Below are 24,101 nucleotides of genomic sequence, written 5' to 3'. Positions count from 1 at the left end.
AGGTCAGGATTCAGACATGGCACAATCCAAGGTCGTCGGCATCCGTACTGCTGACGGAACAGCCAAGGCCGGAAAACGGCCTTCAAGGTTCTCCAATCGCAAGGTCGACCGCGCTTTCTACTGGATGGCGGTCCCTGCCGCCCTGATTTTCATGCTCTTCCTCTATGTGCCCTTCCTCCAGGGCGTGGCCTACTCTTTTACGAATTCCCAGGGATACGGGCGCTTCTCAAGGATCGGCTTCAAGAATTACGGCGCCCTCTTCCGTGACGGCCGCGTGGGCCACGCTTATCTGTTCACTTTGCTGATCGCCATCCTGATCACCCTGCTGGTCAACTTCATCGCCCTGTTCATCTCGGTGGCGCTGAATGGAAAGATCGCTTTCAAGAACGGGTTCCGGGTCATCTATTTCATCCCCTACACGCTCTCGGTTCTGGTCATCGGCTATGTCTTCAAATACATCTTCATGACGCCCCTGCCGGCTCTAGGCAAGGCCCTGGGCATCAGCTGGCTCTCCCAGTCCCTGCTGACCAGCGAGCACTATGCATGGATCCCTATCGTCTTCCTCTCGGTTTGGCAGGCGGTGGCTTATTCGACCCTCATATATCTGGCGGGTCTGCAGACCATCGACTCGGAGGTTTATGAGGCTGCATCCATCGATGGCGCCAATGAGTGGCAGAAATTCTGGAGGATCACCTTCCCCTTGATTGGCCCATTCTTCACCATCAACCTTGTGCTGACTCTGAAGAATGCCTTCAACACCTTCGACCAGGTGGTGGCTCTGACCGCAGGAGGGCCCGATTCCAAGACCGAAACAGTCACCTACCTCATCTACAAGGGCGGCCTTACCGGAGGCGAGTACGCCTACCAGACAGCCAACGCGGTCATGTTCTTCATCGTCCTGGCTGTGATCGCATTCATCCAGCTGGGCATTTCCAGAAGAGGGGAGAAGATCTGAGATGGCACAGACAGCGCTTATGCAACCGCAGACACCGGCACAATCAGCAGAAAGAAGGGGAAGGCGGCATTGGGGATCCCCGGGATCGCACCTCAAGAGGGTCAACTGGTGGCTGACGGCCACCGTGGCTGTGCTCTCCCTGACGATTCTTGTGCCGCTCTACTTCACCGTGGTCACGGCTCTGAAGACCCCTGCGGAAGCCGGAACCTTCAGCCTGCCCTCTTCCTGGCAGTGGCATAATTTCGCCGATGCCTGGAACAAGGTCAACTATCCCAAGGCCGCTCTGAATTCAGCCGTCGTCACGGTCTGCGCAGTGGCGCTCACCCTGCTGACCAACACCTTCGTGGCCTATGCCGTGGCCAGGAACATGGACAAGCGCTTCTTCCGCTTCCTCTACTACTTCTTCATCGCGGCCATGTTCGTCCCCTTCCCCGTGGTCATGCTTCCCATCGCCAAGCAGTTCGGCAGCTGGCACTTGGACAACGTGCCAGGTCTGATCCTGCTCTACGTGGTATTAGGACTCGGCACCAACCTCTTCATCGCCACGGGGTTCATCCGATCCATCCCCACCGCTCTTGAGGAGGCCGCCCGATTGGATGGCGCAGGCACCTGGAGGATATTCTGGACCATCATCTTCCCCCTTATGGGTCCAATCAATGCGACCATCGCCATCACCACGGCTCTCTGGGCCTGGAACGATTTCCTCATGCCGCTGATCGTCCTGACGGATCAGACCAGTCAGACCATCCCTCTGGCACAGTATGTCTTCAGCTCCCAGTTCGCCACCAACTATCCGATGGCCTTCTCCAGCTACCTGATGGCTCTGGCGCCCATCCTGATCGTCTACCTGTTCGCACAGAAGTGGGTCATCAGCGGCGTTATGAGAGGAGCTGTCAAGTAGCCCAGCCAGGACAGGCAGTCAGGGCGGCCTATAGTGGAGGTCACAGAACAAGGAAGTCCCAGGAATCCAACCTTCGTGAGGAGGGCCATGACCCAGGAAGAACGCATGCAGCTGCCCGATAGGGTGCGGACCAACGGAGCCGCTCCCAATCCCTGGTGGGCCAACGCGGTGGTCTATCAGATCTATCCGCGGTCCTTCCAGGACACCAACGGTGACGGCTACGGCGATCTGCCGGGCATCACCCAGCGGCTGGACTACTTGGCCGACCTGGGCGTGGACGTGATCTGGCTGAGCCCGGTCTACAAGTCTCCTCAGGATGACAACGGCTATGACATCGCCGATTACCAGGACATCGACCCCATGTTCGGCACCATGGACGATATGGATGAGCTTCTGGACCAGGCCCACCGGCGGGGCATCAAGGTGGTCATGGACCTGGTGGTCAATCACACCTCGGACGAGCACGCCTGGTTCCAGGCCTCCCGCAACAGGGATGACCCGCACGCCGACTGGTACTGGTGGCGTCCCGCCAAGGCCGGCCGCGAACCCGGCACCCCTGGCGCAGAGCCCAACCAATGGGGGTCCTACTTTGGGGGCTCCGCCTGGCAATACGATCCGCAGCGGGGCGAGTACTACCTGCACCTGTTTTCCAAGAAGCAGCCCGACCTCAACTGGGAGAACTCACAGGTCCGGCAGGCCGTCTTCGGCATGATGAACTGGTGGATGGACCGGGGCATCGACGGGTTCCGCATGGATGTGATCGTCATGATCTCCAAGACCGTCGACTCCGAGGGCCGTCTGCCCGGCGAGGACGGATCGGCCATTGCTGACGGTTCTGTAGGGCCCGAGGGGTACTCGTCCTCGGCGCCCTTCTGTGTGGACGGCCCCAGGCTGGACGAGTTCCTCAGACAGATGCGCAGCGAGGTTTTCCAAGGTCGGCATGGCTACCTGACCGTGGGGGAGGCTCCCAGCCTGGCCCCAGCTCGCAGCGGGCAGATCACCGACCCGGCCAACCACGAGCTGGACATGCTCTTCCTCTTCACCCAGACCGAGGTTGACACCGGGGACAGCAAGTGGGACATCCGCCCCTTCCAGGTCTCCCGGCTCAAGGCGGCCATGAACGAGCAGCAGCAGGCTGTGGCCAAGGCCGGGTGGGCCAGCCTCTACTTCGACAACCACGACCAGCCTAGGATCGTCTCCCGTTGGGGCGACACCTCCAGTGATGAGCTGCGCTCCCGTTCGGCCAAGGCCCTGGGACTCCTCCTGCACATGCACCGGGGAACCCCCTACATCTATCAGGGCGAGGAGCTGGGCATGACCAACGCCGGCTTCACCAGCCTGGACCAGTACCGGGATCTGGAGTCCATCAACCTCTACCACCAGCGGGTCGACCAGGCGCACGAGCAGGATCCGGAGTCCATGATGGCCGCCCTGGCTTATATGAGCCGCGACAATGCCCGCACCCCCATGCAGTGGGACTCCACCAAGTTCGCTGGTTTTACGGCTTCATACGCTCCTAAGGAGCCCTGGATGGCCGTCAACCCTAATAGAAACAAAGTCAACGCCAAGACCGAGCTGCGCGATCCGGATTCGGTCCTGGCCTTCTACCGGGAGCTGATCCGCCTGCGGCACACCAATCCGGTCGTGGCGGCCGGCGACTTCACCCTTCTGGATCCGGAGGCGGACCGGATCTATTCATTCACCCGTTCCCTGGACCAGGTGCCGGAGCCCAAGTCGGGACCTGAGGCTGCCAGTGTGCTGGATGCCCTGCCCTGCCAGCGCCTGCTGGTTGCGGTCAATCTGAGCAGCCGCCCAGCCTCGCTGCCGCCTCAGACCGCTGCCATTCTGGGCCTGGATCAGACCGGATTCACCTCTATGGCCCTCGGAGCGGTGGACCCCGACCGGATCCTCATAACCACCTACCGGCCTGAGCAGACAGCCAGCTCCCTGCTGACCGGCCGCCTCTCCCCATGGGAGGGTTTCGTCTACCGACTCTGAGGAAAACTTCGCCGTCGGCATGCTTTCCCGGCTAGAGTGGAAGTCAGCGATGCCCCGTTGTGCCTGTACGGACCGGTTGGGTCCCCGGGTTCCGGGGCGATGGGTCCGCGTCATGGCAAGTCGTGACGACTTCGTCGCGGACGGAAAAAGAAAGCGGGTTGCATGTCTCGTCTGATCATCGTCTCCAACCGTTTGCCCATGTCACTGCAGGCACGGGAGGGCGGCTCTTACACTTTGCGCCAGAACGTCGGAGGGCTGGCCACGGCGATCGGCCCCTACCACCGTTCCCATAAGGACAGCCTTTGGATCGGCTGGAGTGGTATCGATCCTCAGAAGTACTCCGAAAAGGAACTGGCCGGGATTCGTCAGGCCTACCGGGAGAGCCGGTGCATTCCCATCTTCCTAAGCAAGGATGAGCTGAACGGCTACTACGCCGGATTTTCCAACAACACCCTCTGGCCCCTCTTCCATGACTTCTCGCATGAGGCGGTCTTCCGTCAGGAGGACTGGGAGATGTACCGCAAAGTCAATATGCGTTTCGCGCAGGTGGTGGAACCGCTCATTCGCAAGGGCGACACCATATGGATCCAGGACTACCATCTGATGCTCCTGCCCAAGATGCTGCGCGAACGCTACCCTGATGCCTCCATCGGCTGGTTCCTGCACGTGCCCTTCCCCAGCGCCGAGATCTTCCGATCCTTGCCCTGGAGTCGAGAGATCCTGGAGGGCGTCCTGGGCGCCAACCTGATCGGCTTCCACACGGTGGACTTCTCCGCCAGCTTCCTGGCTTCGCTGCACAGGCTGCTGCCCGAACTGCCAATCAACCAGGACGGCGTGGTCGAGATGCCTGACGGCCACCGCGCAGCCATCGACGCCTTCCCCATCGGCATCGACTACAACCTCTACCGGCGTACTGCCCATTCCAGCCTGGCCCGGGCCATGCGCCGAGGGATCGACGAGGTCTGCGGCAAGTCCCCCCGTCATCGCTACCGCACCTCGGTGACCGCTGAAGGGGTCGCAGCCAACGAAGCCGCCGCGTCGGACGCCAACTGGTGGAGCCACTACATGAAGGAGGACATCCCCGAGTCCACGCTTGCCAAGCAGGCGGCCTCCTCGGTGGGCAGCCGGTCCAACAAGGTCATCGTCTCGGTGGACCGGCTGGATTACACCAAGGGTCTGCCCGAGCGGCTTCAGGCCTTTGGACGCATGCTGGACAAGTACCCTGAATGGGTGGGCCATGTCACTTACTACCTGCTGGCCACCCCCTCGCGTGAGGTCGTCGAGTCCTATCAGCGGCTCAAGGCCCAGGTGGATCAGCTGGTGGGCGAGATCAACGGCCGCTACTCCCTGCTGGCCTGGACCCCCATCCACTACATCACCCGCTCCCTGTCCATCAAGCCGGTCTGCGGTATATACACGGCTGGCGATGTAGCCCTGGTCACCCCCCTGCGCGATGGGATGAACCTGGTGGCCAAGGAGTACCTGGCCTGCCATGACGGGCGCGACGGCACCCTTGTCTTGTCGGACATGTGCGGGGCAGCCGACGAGCTGACCGATGCCTTCATCGTCAATCCCTACGACATCGACATGGTCTGTGAGGCGCTGCACAACGCCCTGGAGATTACTCCCGAGGAGTCCAAGCGGCGTAACATTCGCATGCAGGCCCGGCTCAAGGTGCGCACTGCAGCCAACTGGTGCGCCTCGTTCCTCGACTCCCTGCGGCAGGTGTCCGCTCCTGGCATGACAGATAGGAGGCTGCGTATGGATCACCACAACGCCATCGTTCGTCAGTGGGACGGCGCCCATCGTCGTCTGGTCCTGTGTGATTATGACGGGACGCTGACCCCGCTGGTTCGCCGTCCTGAGCGGGCTAAGCCCACCCAGGCCCTCCGCCGTCTGCTGACCCAGGTTGGGAGCAATCCCGATGTGGACTTCCTGCTGGTCTCCGGCCGCAGCCATCAGATCATGCAGGACTGGTTCGGCAACCTTCCGGTGGGGCTGATTGCTGAACATGGCGCTTGGAACCGCAACCTGCCTGGCAGCGACTCGGACGAGTGGCAGCGGGCGAAAGGCCTGCCCGACTCCGATACCTGGCAGAAGGTGATCCGGCCCATCATGGATGAATCGGCCACAAGGGTTCCTCGCTCCTTCGTGGAGAGCAAGTCGGATGCGGTTGCTTGGCACTACCGGATGAGCGACGCCCAGGTGGCCGACCAGGAGCGTCAGGATCTGCTCCATCGCCTGCGCGGAGTAGTGGTCGGCCTGGGGCTGATGATCATGGAGAACTCCAAGGTCGTCGAAGTCACCCCCGTGGCCACCAGCAAGGGCCAGGCCATCCTGCCCTTCGTCAACAGCGGCGACTACGACTTCATGATGGCCTTGGGCGACGATGAAACGGACGAGACCATGTTCGCCGTCATGCCCGATAAGGGCTGGACCATCAAGGTCGGGCCGGGCCAGACCAAGGCCCGTCTGCGGGTCAATGACCCGACTGCGGTCACCTTGCTGCTGGCCGACCTGGGCGCCGGAGTAGCCCGTGACTCTGATGAACCTGTGGCCTCCCACGACTTCCGTGATGACCATACCGTGGTCGACGAGGCACATGCCCAGTCTACTGACGACAAGTAAGGCAGGTGATCGCTAGCCCCACCGGTGACTGCTGGTGAAGTTCGATAAGCTTGCGGGCAGCTGGCGGTGATTGACGCTCACCGCAGTGACGGCATGTGATGACCGGGGGCGGATGACCATGGGCTGTAGGTTGCGACTGTTGCCTGCCACTACCTGTCAGCGACGACTGTCGGGAACTGCCGACAACTTTTTCGGGTGTTTAGATGTCCGAGTGCTCACATCTTTTGGTTTTCGATAAGTTTGGGTGTCCACCATGTTGACGGCTGACCCCGTTGGCCGGGCTCGCCGACCATACTTGGAGCATGGATGCCTCAACAATCACTGCCTGTCTCGAGTCCGATCATGCTGCTGATCTGCGTAACGCCGCACGTCGTCTGGAGGGTGTGGCCCGCCACACCCTTATCGAGCAATCCGATGACCTGGGTGCTCGGATAGGCCATCGTGTTCTGCTCAAGCCGGAGAATCTGCAGCTGACCGGATCCTTCAAGATCCGTGGAGCTTACAACAAGGTGGCCTCGCTGAATCAGGACGAGCTGGACCGCGGCATCGTCACCGCTTCCGCTGGCAATCATGCCCAGGGGGTGGCTTTTGCCGCCCGCAGCCGGGGCGCGAAGGCCACCATCGTCATGCCCAGGATCACGCCGCCGCTCAAGGTCGATGCCACTCGGGCCTATGGCGCCGAGGTTGTCCTGCAGGGTGAGGTCTTCGATGAAAGTTCTGATTACGCCCTGGGGATGGCGCGTGATCGCGGCATGACCTTCATCCCGCCCTTCGATGACTACGAGGTCGTCTGCGGTCAGGGGACTATCGCCATGGAGATTCTTCAGGACGTGCCCGATGCCACCGATATCGTGGTTCCCCTGGGTGGGGGCGGGCTGGGCGCCGGCGTGGCGCTCGCTGTAAAGACTTTTAAGCCTGAGGTCAGAGTCATCGGAGCCACCCCGGTTGGATCTCCCGCCTGGCGTGAATCTCTGACAGCTGGTCATGTGGTTGCAGCAGATCAGATGCGTACGGCTGCCGAGGGCGTAGCCGTCAGACGTCCCGGCGATCTGAACTATGCTCTGCTCAGCCGCTATATGGATGATCTGGTCCAAGTGACTGAAAGCGACATCTCCGAGATGATCCTATTCATGCTGGAGAAGCACAAACTGGTGGTCGAGGCAGCCGGTGCCGTCTCCCTTGCAGCACTGGGCCAGTTGGATCTGCAGTCCGATGTCTTCCGGTCCGCCCCAGGGCCGCACGTGATCGTCCCCATCATCTCGGGTGGCAACATCGACACGGTCACTATGGGCGCAGTCATCCAGCGTGGAATGATTTCCCGCGGGCGCATCATGCAATTCGGCGTGGAATTGCCCGACGTTCCCGGCCAGCTGGTCAATGTGGCCACGGTCTTGGCCGATCTGCGTGCCAATGTGATCGAGCTCAACCATGATCAGTTCAAATCCTCTGGCCACTATGACAACGGCGTGCTCTTGGAGGTGACCGTGGAGACCAACGGCCCCGACCACATCACCCAGATTTTGGATACCTTGCGCAGTCGAGGCTTCCAAGTCCATCAGAACTACTGACTTGGTTTCCCGGTCGGAACCAGGCTCCGGTGCCCGTCATCCAGGCTTCCGCGATAAGGATCATGGCCGGGTGAACAGCTAGAATGGCTCCCTATTGCTGAACTTGGCTGATGGGACCCATATGAGCCTGTGGGATCTATCAGAAATCTGCAGAATGTCACTCTGCTTCAAAAAAATAGGCGGAGCAGTCAGCGAATCATCCCTGTCCGGCGATGGTTTTGTCGACGAGTTTGGGCAGCGCCTCTTCGATGGGTTCGTGGATGAGCCGGGTTGCCAGAGAATCATACCGGGTCGAGCCCATGTTCATGATGGTGATCGGTACGCCAGCCTGGGCTGCCGCCGGCACCAGCGAGGCCGCCGGATAAACCTCCAAGGTGGAGCCGATCACCCAGAATTGATCGGCCTGGCTAGCCAGCCTCATGCTCTTCTCCATGGCTCCCTCGGGCAGGGCCTGACCGAAGTAGACCACATCGGTCTTGATGATGCCGTTGCATGGCATGTTGCCTTGGTAGGGCATGGGCTTGTGGCAGTGCGGATCGGGTTCCTGATCAAGCTTGGCCATGATGTCGGCTGTCCGGTATGCCTGACCGCATTTCATACAGTGGGAGGTGCCGATGGTTCCGTGAAGGTTGACGATGACGTCCTCGGAGTTGCCGGCTTTCTCGTGGAGGGCATCGAAGTTCTGCGTAGCCAACAGGTTCAGCATGCCTGCCTGCTCCAGCTTGGCCAGTGCCTTGTGGGCCACTCCCGGTTGGGCCTTCCATACAGGCGACTCCTTTTGCCACCGCCATGAATACTCCCGCTGTTTCCGGTCGCTCATGAACAGGTCCAGGTCATAGACGCTCATTTGATCAGGATGCTTGGTCCAAACCCCGTCAGGCCCGCGGAAATCCGGTATGCCGGCTGAAGTCGAGATGCCCGCCCCGGTCAGTACTGCAATTGTTGTGCTCATACACCCGTCTTACCATCCGTCAACAGAATCCATGATCCGCAAATCAACATAGTGCGTGAATGTGCACCTATATCAATACCGGCATTCATAAGCTGTGGATGATAGAGGATAGAAGACTGAAGGCGAACTCAGCATCGAGCATGACCGTCCATGATCTGAATTCAAAATGACTATTAAAGGATTGTGCTGACACGCCGATCCAGCTGTGGCCTGACCAGCACTTTGTGAATAAAATGTGTGCATGAAGTCGTGAGGGTGCGCTGAAGTTCCTTCTTCGCGGGGCTCAAAGCCAGAAAGTCTCATGCAGCGACACGCCGTTTAAAGGCCTGCTATTGCTTGTTTTGACCGTCCCTGCGTGAGGGCCGAGTTGCGTTTTGGCCGGCTCGTGGTAAGTTTACTTCTTGCTGCCCGGCAGTGTTGAGTTCTCTTTGGAGGGTTTGGTGCTGTTGGTGTGGTGGTGGTTTGAGAACTCAAGAGCGTGTTTGTGCTACTTATAGCTTTTTGATTGCCAGTCCGATGCCCGCCCGGCTGTTGTCGGGTACGTGGGAGCGTTGTGAGGGGTGTCGGGGTTTTTCGTGGGTTGGTTTCCTCCTTATGGAAGCTGGCCCGTCAATTATTGATGTGAGTCGTTTCGGCTTCTTCATGTTTTTTTGTGGAGGGTTTGATTCTGGCTCAGGATGAACGCTGGCGGCGTGCTTAACACATGCAAGTCGAACGGGATCCGTCAAGCTTGCTTGGCGGTGAGAGTGGCGAACGGGTGAGTAATGCGTGACCAACCTGCCCCATGCTTCGGAATAGCTCCTGGAAACGGGTGGTAATGCCGGATGCTCCGCGCTGTCGCATGATGGTGTGGGAAAGGGTTTACCGGCATGGGATGGGGTCGCGTCCTATCAGCTTGTTGGCGGGGTGATGGCCTGCCAAGGCTTCGACGGGTAGCCGGCCTGAGAGGGCGACCGGCCACATTGGGACTGAGATACGGCCCAGACTCCTACGGGAGGCAGCAGTGGGGAATATTGCACAATGGGCGAAAGCCTGATGCAGCGACGCCGCGTGCGGGATGACGGCCTTCGGGTTGTAAACCGCTTTTGATTGGGAGCAAGCGAGAGTGAGTGTACCTTTCGAATAAGCACCGGCTAACTACGTGCCAGCAGCCGCGGTAATACGTAGGGTGCAAGCGTTATCCGGATTTATTGGGCGTAAAGAGCTCGTAGGCGGTTCGTCGCGTCTGGTGTGAAAGTCCATCGCTTAACGGTGGATCGGCGCCGGGTACGGGCGGACTGGAGTGCGGTAGGGGAGACTGGAATTCCCGGTGTAACGGTGGAATGTGTAGATATCGGGAAGAACACCGATGGCGAAGGCAGGTCTCTGGGCCGTCACTGACGCTGAGGAGCGAAAGCGTGGGGAGCGAACAGGATTAGATACCCTGGTAGTCCACGCCGTAAACGGTGGATGCTGGATGTGGGGCCCGTTCCACGGGTTCCGTGTCGGAGCTAACGCGTTAAGCATCCCGCCTGGGGAGTACGGCCGCAAGGCTAAAACTCAAAGAAATTGACGGGGGCCCGCACAAGCGGCGGAGCATGCGGATTAATTCGATGCAACGCGAAGAACCTTACCTGGGCTTGACATGTGCCGGACGGCCGCGGAGACGCGGCTTCCCTTCGGGGCCGGTTCACAGGTGGTGCATGGTCGTCGTCAGCTCGTGTCGTGAGATGTTGGGTCAAGTCCCGCAACGAGCGCAACCCTCGCCTCGTGTTGCCAGCACGTTATGGTGGGAACTCACGGGGGACCGCCGGGGTTAACCCGGAGGAAGGTGGGGATGACGTCAGATCATCATGCCCCTTACGTCCAGGGCTTCACGCATGCTACAATGGCCGGTACAACGGGATGCGACATGGTGACATGGAGCGGATCCCTGAAAACCGGTCTCAGTTCGGATCGGAGCCTGCAACCCGGCTCCGTGAAGGCGGAGTCGCTAGTAATCGCGGATCAGCAACGCCGCGGTGAATGCGTTCCCGGGCCTTGTACACACCGCCCGTCAAGTCATGAAAGTGGGCAGCACCCGAAGCCGGTGGCCCAACCCGCAAGGGGGGGAGCCGTCTAAGGTGAGGTCCGCGATTGGGACTAAGTCGTAACAAGGTAGCCGTACCGGAAGGTGCGGCTGGATCACCTCCTTTCTACGGAGATTATGAAATTCCTCTGCGTGGTCTGCGTGGGGGTCGTGCCTGCGGGCCGGCCGGTTGGCTGGCTGGCGTGGGCGTGCTGGCGTGGAACGGTCGGAGGGCTGTGGCATGGATGCGCTGTTGGGTTCCCGGACCGCCACCCTTGTGGGTGGTGTTCCCGCCGCCCGTCGGTTCCCGTGTGGGGTGTTGCCCCGTGTCGGGTGTCGTCGGTGCGCTGGTGGTTTGAGAACTGGATAGTGGACGCGAGCGGATGGCCGGCTTTCCGGCTGGCTGTCTGCTGTATTGTTTCGTCCGGGCCCACTTGGTGGGTTCGGGTCGATCGTTTTGTGATCGTTTAGTGTGATGATTTGTCGTCTGGCAGTTCGCAGTTGTTGTTGTCGTGGCATGGCCTGTGGTCGTGTTGTCGGCAAGGGCGCATGGTGGATGCCTTGGCAGACAGGACCGATGAAGGACGCGTGGGGCCGCGATAGGCCTCGGGGAGCCGCCGACAGGGCTTTGATCCGAGGGTGTCCGAATGGGGTAACCCGCCGGCTGTTATGGGTCGGCACCGCATTCGTGCGGGGGGTACGCAGGGAAGTGAAACATCTCAGTACCTGCAGGAAAGGATATTCCGTGAGTAGTGGCGAGCGAAAGCGGATGATGGCCAAACCGGTGCCGTGTGAGACCCGTCGGGGGTTGCGGCATGGGTGTTGTGGGACTTGGCGTCCGGGCTCCGACGGGCCCGGCGGCAGTGATAAAGCGGCGTGTGAGGCGAACGGGATTGAATTCCCGGCCGTAGAGGGTGATGGCCCCGTAGCCGAAGGCGCGCTGCCTGCCGGTTCTTGTTCCCAAGTAGCGCGGGACTCGTGGAATCCCGTGTGAATCGGCCCCGACCGTGGGGTAAGCCTGAATATTCCTGTCTGACCGATAGCGTACGAGTACCGTGAGGGAAAGGTGAAAAGCACCCCGGGAGGGGAGTGAAAGAGTTTCTGAAACCGTGTGCCTACAATCCGTCGGAGCCTTTCGGGGTGACGGCGTGCCTATCGAAAAATGAGTCTGCGAGTCAGTGGTGCGTGGCGAGGCTAACCCGTGTGGGGCAGCCGTAGCGAAAGCGAGTCCGATAAGGGCGTTCCAGTCGCGTGTCCTGGACCCGAAGCGGGATGATCTAGCCCTGGGCAGGTTGAAGCGCGGGTAAGACCGCGTGGAGGACCGAACGGACCTGGGTTGAAAACCGGGCCGATGACCTGGGGCTAGGGGTGAAAGGCCAATCAAATTCCGTGATAGCTGGTTCTCTCCGAAATGCATTTCGGTGCAGCGTCGCGTGAGTGCCTCCATGGGGTAGAGCTACTGGATGCTTGAGGGCCCGTATCGGGTACCGACAGCAGCCAAACTCCGAATACGTGAGAGGTGTATCGCGGCAGTGAGTCGGCGGGGGATAAGCTCCGTCGTCGAGAGGGAGACAGCCCAGATCGTCGTCTAAGGTCCCTAAGCGCGTGCTAAGTGGGAAAGGATGTGGAGTCGCATAGACAGCCAGGAGGTTGGCTCAGAAGCAGCCATCCTTGAAAGAGTGCGTAACAGCTCACTGGTCTAGTGGTTCCGCGCCGATAATGTAGCGGGGCTCAAGCACGCCACCGAAGACGCGGCAGCGCAGTTTGCTGTGCTGGGTAGGAGAGCGTTCCGCGTGGGGCGAAGCGGCGGCGTGAGCCGGCCGTGGACCGCGTGGAAGTGAGAATGCAGACATGAGTAGCGAGAGGCGGGTGAGAATCCCGTCCGCTGGATGACCAAGGGTTCCGGGGCCACGTTCGTCGTCCCCGGGTGAGTCGGGTCCTAAGGCGAGGCCGACAGGCGTAGTCGAATGGATGAAGGAGTCGATATTCTCCTACCGGCGTCAAGCCGTCCAATCCAAGACGTGGAAGCGTGCCCTTACCCGTGTCGGGTGGCGGTCTTCGGACCGTCCGATGGCATGGGACCGGCGTGTGGATGCGTGGCGGGTAGCGCAGGAGTGACACGGAACGGGAGCCGGGCCGCGGTGGTGGTTATCCGTGGTCAAGCATGCGGCGCGTCGGGCAGGCAAATCCGCCCGGCATGAGCGCGAGGTGTGATGATGGGGGGTCTTGTGCCCCGAATCCGGTGTGCCGTTCCGTCGAGAAAAGCTTCGGCGTGAGGAGTGGCGCCGCCCGTACCCTAAACCGACACTGGTGGTCAGGTAGAGTATACCAAAGCGATCGAGCGAATCCTGGTCAAGGAACTCGGCAAATCACTCCCGTGCCTTCGGTATAAGGGAGGCCCCTGCCGGTGAGGCGCCTTGCGCGCGGAGCCGGTGGGGGCGGCACAGACCAGGGGGTAGCGACTGTTTACCAAAAACACAGGTGCATGCGAAGACGTAAGTCGCTGTATATGCACTGACGCCTGCCCGGTGCCGGAAGGTTAAGAGGATCCGTCATCCCCTTCGGGGGGGCAGCGGTGAATTCAAGCCCCGGTAAACGGCGGTGGTAACTATAACCATCCTAAGGTAGCGAAATTCCTTGTCGGGTAAGTTCCGACCTGCACGAATGGCGTAACGACTTCCCCACTGTCTCGACCAGGAGCTCGGCGAAATTGCAGTACGAGTAAAGATGCTCGTTAAGCGCAGAAGGACGAAAAGACCCCGGGACCTTTACTATACCTTGGTATTGGCGTTAGGTGCGGACTGTGTAGCATAGGCGGGAGGCTTCGAAGCGGGTGCGCCAGCATCCGTGGAGCCGGAATGTGAAATACCGCTCTGTCCTCATCTGGCCTCTAACCTCGGCCGGTCATCCCGGCCAGGGACAGTGCCTGGCGGGTAGTTTAACTGGGGCGGTTGCCTCCCAAAGAGTAACGGAGGCGCCCAAGGGTTCCCTCAGCCCGGTTGGCAATCGGGTGTTGAGTGCAATCGCACAAGGGAGCTTGACTGCGAGACCGACGGGTCGAGCAGGGACGAAAGTCGGAGATAGTGATCCGGTGCCGGCGTACGGACGCGGCATCGCTCAACGGATAAAAGGTACCCCGGGGATAACAGGCTGATCATCCCCAAGAGTCCATATCGACGGGATGGTTTGGCACCTCGATGTCGGCTCGTCGCATCCTGGGGCTGGAGCAGGTCCCAAGGGTTCGGCCGTTCGCCGATTAAAGCGGCACGCGAGCTGGGTTCAGAACGTCGTGAGACAGTTTGGTCTCTATCCTCTGCGCTCGTTGGAATCTTGAGGAGCCCTGCCCATAGTACGAGAGGACCTGGGTGGACGAACCTCTGGTATGCCGGTTGTCGCGCCAGCGGCACGGCCGGTTGGCTACGTTCGGATGGGATAACCGCTGAAAGCATCTAAGCGGGAAGCCCCCTCCAAGATAAGGATTCCATGAAGCCTTCGGGCTTCTGTAGACCCCATGCAGAACACATGGTCGATAGACCGGACGTGGACACCCCGCAAGGGGCGCAGCCGACCGGCACTAATGGTCGAAGACAACACAACACCCGCCCCCCTGTGAGGGGCGGCGGCATCAACCCTGCTGCGTACACGGCCTGCGGCAATAGCACGGACAGCCACAGGCGATCGAACACGAAACACGCGTCCGCCATCCGGTCCCCAAACCGCCAGGAAACCCCAACCCTTCACGAGAAGGATTGGCAGAATTGAAGATTCGCGGCGGTCATGGCCTGGGGGAGACGCCCGGTCCCATTCCGAACCCGGAAGCTAAGACCCAGCACGGCAATGGTACTGCACCCGGAAGAGTGTGGGAGAGTAGCACACCGCCGCCACAACACATTGAAAGGCCTCTGATGACAACAGTCACCAGAGGCCTTTCCTGTCTTGCCCGAATCACAGCCCCCAGGACACACGGAAACCCAAAACAGTCCGCCACACCCACCACTCAGGCTTGAAGATTGCGCCTCCTCGTAAAGGTAAGCGCCAAGTAATCGAATACGGTTGAGCAGAATATGAAAGGCAACCACGTACTTAAGCTGTCTGGCACTTAGCCAGTCTGCAATTTGATACTCGAAAGCACTGATTCGGACACTCTGGCCTAATATGCCGCCTGTTGCTTATGGCCCGGAAACGTAAAATGACAACAGACAAATCAGTCCCGTAAACACGTATGCGGAGAAAGCGGATGAGCATGGGCAAAAGAATCATTCTTATAGGAGCCACCGGCAGAGTAGGTGCATTGACCCTTGAGGACTTGGTCGAAGCCGGCCATGAGGTGGTAGCCTGCGCACGAGGAGCTTCGAAGATCCGGGCAAGCCGACAAGTGGAGTCCATGACCTTGGATCTACATGACCCGCTTGCCCAAGTAATAGATGCCTTCCGCGAGATGCATGCGGACGTTGTTGTCTTCACCGCAGGCTCGCGCGGCAAGGACATCAATCAGATTGATGCCCTGGGAGCCATGAAGACCATAGAGGCCGCCAAAGCAGTCGGCATCACCAGGTATGTCATGCTGGGAGCCATGTATGCAGCTGACTGGCTGCGTTGGGAGCAGCCCCAAGTCAAGCCTGCGATAGACGCCCTCGCCGATTATTACGTGACCAAGAACATGGCCGACCAGTACCTGATCAGTTCCGGACTGGACTACACCATCATCGAGCCAGGAAGCCTGACCGAACAGGACGGCACAGGAACCATTCATGCAGAGCCCGACGGCCCCGGACCCATACCGATTGCGGATGTTGCACAATCCCTTGCCGACTGCGTCGACCTTCCCCAGACCGTCGGCAGGATCTACAACATCATCGGAGGCAGCACGCCTATCAGACAGGCCCTGACCGCAAAGCAGTGACAGAACCCGCTAATTATTCAAGAACAGCTCTGACTTGAAACCACGGTGTGCACAGCAACGGGTAATTGCACCTTAGTTGGAATGCTTGCACTGCAGATCGCACGCTGGCATGCTGCGTACCTGTAATCTTTGCGAGGATGAGGTGGCTTGGAGACAGGGCGAATCTTAAGGAGGTCGTTGATGAACATCACCAATTTTCGGGATCTGGGTGGCATGCGGACCATTCATGGCCGCCGGGTCCGCACCCACAGGTTCATCCGGTCAGGACAGCTGGTGGGTCTGGACGAAGATACGAAGAGGGAACTGGTCGACCGCTACCGGGTGACACAGGTCGTGGACTTCCGCCGGCCCTTTGAGAGACAGGAAAGTCCTGACGACAGGATCGATGGTGTGACCTTTACCAACATTGATCTGCTGGAGCAAAGTGGTACCAACGGCGCCAGCCTGGACGATTTCGCCTCGCTGGGTTTAGCGGATCAGGTCAACGGCCACATGTTGAATGTCTACCATGACCTGGTCATGAGTCCTGCGGCTCAGCGGGGATATGGGAAGTTCCTGCGCATCGTCGTGGACAACATCCAGGGGGCCACTCTTTTTCACTGCTTTGCCGGCAAGGATCGGACCGGGTTCGCCGCGGCTCTGGTGCTTTGGCTGCTGGAAGTGGACGACGACCAGATATTCGCGGACTATCTGAAGACCAACCAAGAGAGGGTCGCGGCCAACAATCAACTGCTGGACCAATTCCGCGCCAAAGGCTTCGACCAGGATTCACTGGATGCAATACAGATTGCGCTCTGCGTCAAGAAAGAATACCTAGCCCATGCCCAACAAACCATGGTCGAGTCCTACGGGGATGTCTTCACCTATGCCCAGCAGGCTCTAGGGTTCGGACCGGACCATGTGGAGGCACTGCGCAGCAACCTGCTGGAGTAGCCGCACAAGGCTGGAGGTAGCCGGTACGGGTAGACTCGAGCCTAGACGTCAATTGCGAGGAGGGCATTGTGCGATACATGAACTTAGGACGGTCAGGATTCCGGGCCTCCCGTGTGGCCCTGGGGGTCATGCGGATCGATCAGAAGAGCCGCGAGGAAGCGCGGACCATTGTGGAGACGGCCATGAACGCAGGAGTGGACTTCTTCGACACAGCAGACTGCTACCATGCCGGGGCCAGCAGCCGAGCCCTGGGACAGGCTCTGAAGGATCTGAGCGTAGACCGTGACAGTGTGGGCATTCAGACCAAGTTCGGCATTTTCCGCAACCCGGACAGCGATCAGATCACCCGCTACGACTTCTCCAAGGATCACTTGCTGAAGGCCCTGGATGAGGAGCTGGTCAACCTGCAGACCGACCATGTCGACTTCGTACTGCTGCATCGCCCCGACACCCTGGTCGACTTGGACGATCTGGCCGAAGCCTTCAATGAATTGCAATCCAGTGGAAAGGTTCGGCACTTCGGCGTCAGCAACGTCAACCCCATGCAGGTGGAGCTGCTGCAGAGCGCGGTAAGCCAGCGCCTGGAGGTCAACCAGCTGCAATTCGGCCTGGGACACACCGGCATGGTCGACCAGGAGATTCATGTCAATATGGGCGACGATCCCAGCCTGGACCATGATGGCGGTCTTTTGGCCTATTCACGGCTGAAGTCCATGACCATTCAGGCGTGGAGCCCCTTCCAGACCGGATACTTTGACGGAGTCTTCCTGGACAATCCCCGCTATCCCGAACTCAATGCAGAGTTGGACAAGTTGGCTCAACAGCATGGGGTAACCAAGAGTGCTATTGCTGTGGCTTGGATTCTGCGGCATCCGGCTGGCATACAGGTGCTTCTGGGATCCATGAACCCTGAGCGCATCACCCAGATGGCGGCTGGTGCGGATGTGGATCTGACAGCCCAGGAATGGTACGACCTCTACCTGAGTGCCGGTCACGACCTGCCCTGATCCGTGCTCTAGAGTCGCTCGCGTCCGCCCGTCTTTAACTGCTTCTGGTTATGAAGGATTGCGCCCTGCCAGTCTGATCTTGCATCATTCGGATGTGTCATCTGGCAGGGCCTGCCCGATCGGGCATTGGGCGCTATGAGTGCAAAAGTGCACAGAAGGATAGTCAGATTGGTTTCGAGGTAGTCGTACGCTGTCATGCATTATTTCACCCCACGACGTTGCACTGCTACGTCCAAGATCATGTATCACGATCGGGCCAAGGCCCAGCAGGCCGCCGACCGCAGCATGGTCGAACGCAACGTTCTTCTGTGGGTCTACCGTTGCGATTACTGCGGAAACTGGCATCTGACCAGCCATGAGCCGGGCTCCTACCAGCGTATGAGGGCGGGCTCGCGAACTCTGAAACCGCATAGCCGCAAACGTGGGTATAAACCTCGTCGTCGGTAGGGACAGTCATTGCCTCTGCAGCTCCAGCGTTCGACTTGGCATTCTTGATGATCGCCGAGTTGGTTCAGACGGCCCCAGGCAGCAAGATCGGATTCCGCTGATCTCGCTGCCTGGGGCCGATTGGGCTTTGTTTGTTCACCACTAGGCTGCTGAACTAGGCTGGTGAACTTCTCAGGTGAGCCTTACAGTTGTCTGGCCAGCAGGGACTTCGTTGCCTAGCAGGCTGGGTCAAAGCCCTGCCGGCGGATCGAATCCAGCATGGGTTCATGGCCGGAGGCAGGGTTGCGAACCTTGTCAGTCATCATGGCGCTGAATGAACGGTGGGGATCATCCAGGTGCCGGATGTCGCGATAATAACGTGTGACCGTCTGGTCGAAGTCGGCCAAGGCATCCTTCATGTCTGCATCATCGTCGGCCCGCTGATAGGTGTTGGTGAAGATTTGCGCCTGACGAGGCATCCTGGGCTTGTGATCCGGATCCTGGGCCGGATGGCCAATGGCAAGACCCAGCACCGGGTAGACCAGCTTGGGCAACTTCAGCAGATCGATTAGTCTGTTCGTATCATTGATGACACTGCCCAGAATGACTCCGCCCAGGCCCAGGGCGTTGGCTGCGGTCTCCATGGCGTGCAGGGCCAGGACCGCATCATTCTGGGACTGCAGGAAGACATAACCGGAGTTGAGCAGGGTGGTATCCGGATCCAGATCATCGTCGAATCGTCGGACCAGATCGGCATTGCGGCGCTGATCGGCGAGGAAGATGTAGAGTAACGGGGCTTCGGCGACGTAGCGCTGATGGGCCATATCCGCGATAGCCAGCGCCTCATCATGATCCGTGACCCTGATGGCCGACCATTCGTGGAAATACCGGCTTGTCGCTGCATGCTGGGCCGCCTGCTCCAGCAGGGCGACGGTCTGGTCGTCTACCGGTTCGTCAGTGAATCCGCGGATGGAGCGCCGTTCAAGCAAGGTCCGTATGGTGGGATCGTCGGCCGGATTTGCGGTCGGGGTTTTCTGTGAATTTGATAAGGTCATTTTGACATTCTGGCCGTCAACGCCTGCCAATGCAAGACCTTGTCGTCAAAATCACGCAATCAGCGTTATCAGACCCAGCCTGGTTATCAGTCAGCGTCCCTTGCTTTCAGCGCTGGTGACGACGGTCGATCAGAGCCTGGGAACCCCGCTCGGACAGACCTGAGACCAGGGCGGTGACGGCTGCCGACAGAACGCCGAAGAGAAGACCGGCGGTAGCGCTCTCCTGATCCTCTTCGGGGCTGTCCACGCCTCCATTGCGCTTGCGGACCAGTCCGCTCCAAAAGGCCTGGAAGAGCTTGCCAGCCAGCAGTGCGGCGATGCTGGGAAGCACAAACTTGACCAGTTTGTCTATTAGCGATTCCGGGTCAGATTCAATCGAGTTACGCATGTCATTCACCTTGCTATCCACCTGATGAAGCATGCCGACCACTTGGTCGGCCATCCTGCCAGGTTCCCGTCCTGAGTCCGTCATAGGTTCATTATCCCACACGCAGGGAGCTTGGGGCGTGACCGGACCTGGGGTTAAACTGCCATCTATGTACATTGCGAATGATACGTCGGGCAATGATGCCTCGGCCAAAAGCGAAGGCTACGCTGTGCTGCTGCGGCATGGTCAGACAGTTTGGAGCGAAACCGGACAATATACGGGGTGCACTGATATCCCTCTGACTGACCAAGGGCGTGAACAGGCCAAAGAGGCAGGTCAAAGGCTGGCCAAGGCCTTCCCCAATGGGTTTGACCCCGACTGCATTTTTTCCAGCCCCCTGCAACGAGCCAGGCAGACAGCCGAGCTGGCCGGTTTCCCTGATCCGGCGCCGATGGATGAGATCCTGGAGTGGGATTACGGTCCGGCCGAAGGGCACCGTCCTCAGGATGTGGTGTCCAGCCTTGGACGTGATTGGAAACTGTGGATCGATGGTCCGCATGCTTTGGGCATCGATGAGCTGACTGGCGACCGGGTGGTCAATCTGTCCTCGGGCAGCCCAGTTTCTGTGCACGTAACTCAGGGCGAAAGTCTGGATCAGGTAGCTGCCCGTGCGCGGGGGGTCGTCGAATGGCTTGAGCCCCTGGTGTGTTCGGGGCGGCATGTGCTCCTGGTGGCGCACGCCCACATCCTGCGCATCCTGACAACGCAGTGGCTTGACTTGGATCCCCATAAGGCCCAGTTGTTCAGGATGAATACGGCGCATTACGGTGTTCTTGGCATCTACCAGGGCAAGCGTGTGCTCAGGCAGTGGAACGTGTGATTGAGCTGAATATTGGTATGTATTAGTGGGTTTGACGATTGCGATTGAGTCAGTACGAGATATCATAAGCCTGATCGGGCAGTAATTCATGGTGCATTATGATTGTCGTCCAGGTGTGATGCTTTCGGCCTTATGCCTTGGATGGGATGTACTGCTGCGTAGAATTAGCCTGGCTGGCACTGTTTCGCGAGGGTTAGTTATTTTCTCGCCAGCGATCAGATCCAAGGCCTTCCTGGCGGCAATCTCTCCAAGTCGTATGGGATTCTGATGGATTGTAGTCAATCCGACTTCATGAGCATACAGGCTGTCATCAAACCCTGTCAGCGAGACCGTGGATGGTACCTCGATGCCACTCTTCTGCAATTCGAACATCAAAGGTACCGCTATGCCATCCTCTTGGCAGGCTATAGCGGTGGGGAGGGATGGAAGGCTGAATACTTGCGTCAAGGCATCATCTATCTGGCCATGGCTGTCTGCAACCTTGATAATGGTGGGTTCCACTCCATTGGCTCGGCAGGTATCGAGAAAGGCATTAACGCGCTTTTGCGCACTGAAATGAAGTACTGAAGCATACATCTCCGTAATGATGAAGACAATATTTCGGTGCCCCAATGACAGGAGATGACGTGCCAGTAGCATGCCTCCTTGCACGTCATCAATATTGACTGCCGCGTCGAACAGCTCCGATAATGATGAATTGATGCCGACAAGAGGAACATCTACTGAATGAAGTCGTTCAACTTCGTCCTTGTCTATGTCAAACGAGGTTACGATGACTGCATCAGCGTTGCGCCTGATAGGGAGATCACGGAAGAAGTTTTGTCGTTCTTGAAGGGTCAGAATTCGACGTATAGCAATGTCATAGCCAGCCGGGTTAAAGATTGTGTTCAGCCCTTCCAAAATTGAAGAATTGAACCAGGACTGGATAGGGCTGTTAATCAGTAATGCGATACGTAGCGACTGTCCTGATTTCAGTACAGTCGCTGATCTCATGATGGAGAAGTTCAGTCGGCGCGCTGCCTCAAGTACCCGTGCCCTTGTCTTGTCGGATACCAATGAAGGGTTGTTGAAAGCTCGTGAGACTGTGGAAACCGATACATGTGCCGAGGCGGCAACATCCTGAATTGTCGCATTCACAGGGTTGCCGCCTTTCAGTTGTTCCCAGCGCTCGCAGGCCGAGCTCTCCTTCTAATGCGGGGATCGGTCGTAAATGTTCACTCTAATAATATCCATGCAGTGGCATCTCGAGGAAGAAGGTTGTCTACGATTTCTACTGAAGCAAGAACTACGCTACCGGCAGGTAAAGGAATGGGGCGTTCGCCGAAATTGGTGATGACTGCTAGTTTGCCATTTCCGCTGCTGCATAATCGGGTGTATGCAATCACTTTCGGATCGTCATAGTCCGTCAGCCAGGTCAGAGATGTATTAGGCATCTCTGTCAACAATCGTGCACGTTTAGCTATGGCCTGTCTGTAGAGACTCAACATGGATGATGGATCTGACTTTTCGCGATTAACGCAGAACCTTGCGAACCACATGGGTTGGGGCAGGTGAGGCTTTACGAATTGCCCGGATTTACATGTGGAGAATCCGAAGGTTCCATTCTGCCCGAATTTCTGATTCCATGATGCTGGCTCGGGGGAGTCGTGGTCATCCCAAGGCAAGGGGACACGGCAGCCGTCACGTCCCTTTTCTTTTAAAGGTCCTTTGGAACGTACGGCTGTTGGATCCTCTAAGCGCTCCCACGGAATGTCTGCCACCTCAAAGAGACCTAATTCCTCCCCTTGATAAATGTATATAGACCCAGGCAAGCCCATTTCAAGTAGGATAGCGGCCCTTGCCCTCTGTGTACCTAGCACGCGGTTTTCTTCATAGGACTCGCCGTTTCGTAGCACCCAGTCCTTAGCTAATTGATGCTGTGTTCGGGAGTGGATCTGCGGCAACGCATAACGGCTGGCATGTCGAACCAGATCGTGGTTGCTCATTACCCATGTAGCCGTTGAGCGGGAGCGTTCGGCTGTTTGGAGACCATCCTCAATCGCATTCCGAATTTCTGAGGAATCCCAATTGGCCTTGGCAAATTCGAAATTGAATACCTGTCCTAATTCATTCTTGGAGGCGTAACGGTATTGGTGATCCGGCTCGACCCAAGCTTCTCCAACCGCAAACCGAGCCGGTGTATATTCATCAAATACTTTTCTCCACTCGCGGTAGATGTCATGAACCTCCGGACGATCCCAGAGAGGATTGCTCCCATCTGGATTATCTTTGTTTTGCAGGGTCCATTGGTTTAGCTCTTCCAAAGGCCGGTTTAATACGTCTTTGGCCAGGCCATGTGCGACATCGATGCGGAACCCATCGGTTCCATGATCGGACCAGAAGCGAAGCGTGCGCTTGAAGTCTTCGCGCACATCCGCATTCTTCCAGTTTAAGTCGGGTTGTTCGGAAGCAAATATGTGCAGATACCATTGGCCGTCTTCAACTTGTTTCCATGCAGAGCCACCGAATTCTGATATCCAGTCAGTGGGAGGGATGGAACCATCAGGACCTCTGCCGTCACGGAATATATACCGGTTACGGGCCTTAGACCCTTTTGGTGAGGCAAGAGCCTCCTGAAACCAAGGGTGATGATCCGATGTATGGTTGGGCACAATGTCAACAATGACTTTGATCCCATGTGAGTGAGCTGTTGCTGTCATGGTATCGAAATCCGCCATAGTTCCTAGACGCGGGTCGACATTGCGGTAGTCAATGACATCATAGCCACCGTCGACCAGTTCAGAAGGATAGAAGGGTGAAAGCCAGATGGCATCGACTCCTAGGTAATCCAGATAGCTTATCTTACTCGTAATTCCAGCGATGTCGCCAATTCCGTCTTTGTTCGAGTCTTTGAAGCTACGTGGATAAATTTGATAGACGACCGCTTGTTTCCACCAGTCGTCCTGTTTCTGCATCTGCTGCATAATGCTCCTCCTGTGACATTGTGCTGCGGCAACAGGTAAGTGGCCCCACCGATATGCCTAGTCTCATGCCGGCTGCACTGCCAACCTGTACGATTATTGGATGGATGTCTCTATCGGATCGATCGAAAAGACATACCGATCCGTATTGCTTTTATTTGCCGCCTATGGCCTCCTCTTTCAGCAAGTGGTATACAGATAACCTATACTATAGAGGTGACAACGATTGCAATTGAGAGTTGCAATAACTTATTATGCCATGCAATTATTATAAGGCATCTGATCAGCTATGAAGACTCATTACCGAAACTATAGAACAATAAGGGGGCTTGAATATAAAAATAACCCCGACTGACTGCCATTGAAGGCAATAAAATAGAGAAGTAATGGAACTGATGCATACGTTGTTTCTGTTTTTGATAGAAGCAAATAGCTGCAATATCAGCTAAATAAGAAGTCCTTTTGATTTTGAAGTGCTGATTATATTGCTTATATTTGACAACGGTTGCAATAGATGCCAT

Annotated in this window: 16 protein-coding genes and 3 rRNA genes; 13 read left to right on the top strand and 6 right to left on the bottom strand. The window is 58.0% G+C overall.

Annotation, left to right across the window (positions count from 1 at the left end; all coding sequences use genetic code 11):
• Nucleotides 1–16 precede the first annotated feature (16 nt).
• The 5 genes from J3T93_RS05505 (at nt 17) to ilvA (ending at nt 8,050) form a co-directional block, all read left to right on the top strand.
• Nucleotides 17–955 (top strand): carbohydrate ABC transporter permease, encoded by a 939-nt coding sequence (locus tag J3T93_RS05505; RefSeq protein WP_267430865.1) that lies wholly within the window; start codon nt 17–19, stop codon nt 953–955.
• 1 nt (nt 956) lies between these two features.
• Entirely contained in the window at nt 957–1,856 is a 900-nt protein-coding gene (locus J3T93_RS05500) for a carbohydrate ABC transporter permease (RefSeq protein WP_267400939.1), read from the top strand.
• A gap of 87 nt (nt 1,857–1,943) precedes the next feature.
• Nucleotides 1,944–3,854 (top strand): glycoside hydrolase family 13 protein, encoded by a 1,911-nt coding sequence (locus tag J3T93_RS05495; RefSeq protein WP_267430864.1) that lies wholly within the window; start codon nt 1,944–1,946, stop codon nt 3,852–3,854.
• A 162-nt stretch (nt 3,855–4,016) separates the two neighbouring features.
• Entirely contained in the window at nt 4,017–6,482 is a 2,466-nt protein-coding gene (otsB, locus tag J3T93_RS05490; protein ID WP_267430863.1) for a trehalose-phosphatase, read from the top strand.
• A gap of 302 nt (nt 6,483–6,784) precedes the next feature.
• A complete protein-coding gene (gene ilvA, locus J3T93_RS05485; protein WP_267400935.1) occupies nt 6,785–8,050 on the top strand; it encodes a threonine ammonia-lyase in 1,266 nt (421 codons plus the stop codon).
• Between the two features lie 196 nt (nt 8,051–8,246).
• On the opposite strand, the gene J3T93_RS05480 is transcribed toward ilvA, so the two are convergent.
• Nucleotides 8,247–9,002, bottom strand: coding sequence for a Sir2 family NAD-dependent protein deacetylase (locus tag J3T93_RS05480; RefSeq protein WP_267400934.1), 756 nt, complete (start codon nt 9,000–9,002; stop codon nt 8,247–8,249).
• Nucleotides 9,003–9,651: 649 nt separating this feature from the next.
• Here J3T93_RS05480 and J3T93_RS05475 point away from each other — a divergent pair.
• From J3T93_RS05475 to J3T93_RS05445, 7 genes are all read left to right on the top strand, one after another.
• Nucleotides 9,652–11,176 (top strand): 16S ribosomal RNA (locus J3T93_RS05475).
• A gap of 402 nt (nt 11,177–11,578) precedes the next feature.
• Nucleotides 11,579–14,646: ribosomal RNA gene (locus J3T93_RS05470) — 23S ribosomal RNA — on the top strand.
• A gap of 170 nt (nt 14,647–14,816) precedes the next feature.
• A 5S ribosomal RNA gene (rrf, locus tag J3T93_RS05465) occupies nt 14,817–14,933 on the top strand.
• Together the 16S, 23S and 5S rRNA genes form the textbook arrangement of a ribosomal RNA operon.
• Nucleotides 14,934–15,286: 353 nt before the next feature.
• The gene (locus J3T93_RS05460; protein WP_267400302.1) at nt 15,287–15,952 is read left to right on the top strand and encodes an SDR family oxidoreductase; all 666 of its coding nucleotides are present in this window, start codon (nt 15,287–15,289) and stop codon (nt 15,950–15,952) included.
• Nucleotides 15,953–16,132: 180 nt separating this feature from the next.
• Nucleotides 16,133–16,885, top strand: coding sequence for a tyrosine-protein phosphatase (locus tag J3T93_RS05455; RefSeq protein ID WP_267430862.1), 753 nt, complete (start codon nt 16,133–16,135; stop codon nt 16,883–16,885).
• A 68-nt stretch (nt 16,886–16,953) separates the two neighbouring features.
• Nucleotides 16,954–17,892, top strand: a complete 939-nt coding sequence (locus J3T93_RS05450; protein WP_267400304.1) for an aldo/keto reductase — start codon at nt 16,954–16,956, stop codon at nt 17,890–17,892.
• A gap of 195 nt (nt 17,893–18,087) precedes the next feature.
• Nucleotides 18,088–18,339, top strand: coding sequence for a hypothetical protein (locus J3T93_RS05445; RefSeq protein WP_267430860.1), 252 nt, complete (start codon nt 18,088–18,090; stop codon nt 18,337–18,339).
• A 215-nt stretch (nt 18,340–18,554) separates the two neighbouring features.
• Here the strand turns inward: J3T93_RS05445 and J3T93_RS05440 are convergent, their stop codons facing one another.
• Entirely contained in the window at nt 18,555–19,373 is an 819-nt protein-coding gene (locus J3T93_RS05440; RefSeq protein ID WP_267430859.1) for a nitroreductase family protein, read from the bottom strand.
• A gap of 106 nt (nt 19,374–19,479) precedes the next feature.
• On the bottom strand, nt 19,480–19,845 hold the full coding sequence (locus tag J3T93_RS05435) for a DUF4235 domain-containing protein (RefSeq protein WP_267400307.1): 366 nt from the start codon (nt 19,843–19,845) through the stop codon (nt 19,480–19,482).
• Nucleotides 19,846–19,909: 64 nt separating this feature from the next.
• On the opposite strand from J3T93_RS05435, the gene J3T93_RS05430 reads away from it, so the two are divergent.
• A complete protein-coding gene (locus J3T93_RS05430) occupies nt 19,910–20,620 on the top strand; it encodes a histidine phosphatase family protein (RefSeq protein ID WP_267430858.1) in 711 nt (236 codons plus the stop codon).
• A gap of 96 nt (nt 20,621–20,716) precedes the next feature.
• Here the strand turns inward: J3T93_RS05430 and J3T93_RS05425 are convergent, their stop codons facing one another.
• The 3 genes from J3T93_RS05425 to J3T93_RS05415 form a co-directional block, all read right to left on the bottom strand.
• Entirely contained in the window at nt 20,717–21,757 is a 1,041-nt protein-coding gene (locus J3T93_RS05425; RefSeq protein WP_267430857.1) for a LacI family DNA-binding transcriptional regulator, read from the bottom strand.
• 77 nt (nt 21,758–21,834) lie between these two features.
• Entirely contained in the window at nt 21,835–23,583 is a 1,749-nt protein-coding gene (locus J3T93_RS05420) for a glycoside hydrolase family 13 protein (protein ID WP_267430856.1), read from the bottom strand.
• Between the two features lie 284 nt (nt 23,584–23,867).
• Nucleotides 23,868–24,101, bottom strand: coding sequence for a hypothetical protein (locus J3T93_RS05415; RefSeq protein WP_267430855.1), 234 nt, complete (start codon nt 24,099–24,101; stop codon nt 23,868–23,870).

The organism is Bifidobacterium sp. B4111 (assembly GCF_026537235.1).
Taxonomy (GTDB): Bacteria; Actinomycetota; Actinomycetes; order Actinomycetales; family Bifidobacteriaceae; genus Bombiscardovia.
This window is presented reverse-complemented; position numbering and strand designations above follow the sequence as displayed.

Excerpts from the sequence above, each read along its gene's own strand:
- J3T93_RS05500 (WP_267400939.1), top strand. The coding sequence starts at position 957 with ATGGCACAGACAGCGCTTATGCAACCGCAGACACCGGCACAATCAGCA.
- ilvA (WP_267400935.1), top strand. The coding sequence starts at position 6,785 with ATGGATGCCTCAACAATCACTGCCTGTCTCGAGTCCGATCATGCTGCT.
- J3T93_RS05415 (WP_267430855.1), bottom strand. The coding sequence starts at position 24,101 with ATGGCATCTATTGCAACCGTTGTCAAATATAAGCAATATAATCAGCAC.
- J3T93_RS05420 (WP_267430856.1), bottom strand. The coding sequence starts at position 23,583 with ATGCAGCAGATGCAGAAACAGGACGACTGGTGGAAACAAGCGGTCGTC.
- J3T93_RS05430 (WP_267430858.1), top strand. The coding sequence starts at position 19,910 with ATGTACATTGCGAATGATACGTCGGGCAATGATGCCTCGGCCAAAAGC.
- J3T93_RS05440 (WP_267430859.1), bottom strand. The coding sequence starts at position 19,373 with ATGACCTTATCAAATTCACAGAAAACCCCGACCGCAAATCCGGCCGAC.
- J3T93_RS05435 (WP_267400307.1), bottom strand. The coding sequence starts at position 19,845 with ATGACGGACTCAGGACGGGAACCTGGCAGGATGGCCGACCAAGTGGTC.
- J3T93_RS05480 (WP_267400934.1), bottom strand. The coding sequence starts at position 9,002 with ATGAGCACAACAATTGCAGTACTGACCGGGGCGGGCATCTCGACTTCA.
- otsB (WP_267430863.1), top strand. The coding sequence starts at position 4,017 with ATGTCTCGTCTGATCATCGTCTCCAACCGTTTGCCCATGTCACTGCAG.
- J3T93_RS05455 (WP_267430862.1), top strand. The coding sequence starts at position 16,133 with ATGAACATCACCAATTTTCGGGATCTGGGTGGCATGCGGACCATTCAT.
- J3T93_RS05505 (WP_267430865.1), top strand. The coding sequence starts at position 17 with ATGGCACAATCCAAGGTCGTCGGCATCCGTACTGCTGACGGAACAGCC.
- J3T93_RS05445 (WP_267430860.1), top strand. The coding sequence starts at position 18,088 with ATGCATTATTTCACCCCACGACGTTGCACTGCTACGTCCAAGATCATG.
- J3T93_RS05495 (WP_267430864.1), top strand. The coding sequence starts at position 1,944 with ATGACCCAGGAAGAACGCATGCAGCTGCCCGATAGGGTGCGGACCAAC.
- J3T93_RS05460 (WP_267400302.1), top strand. The coding sequence starts at position 15,287 with ATGAGCATGGGCAAAAGAATCATTCTTATAGGAGCCACCGGCAGAGTA.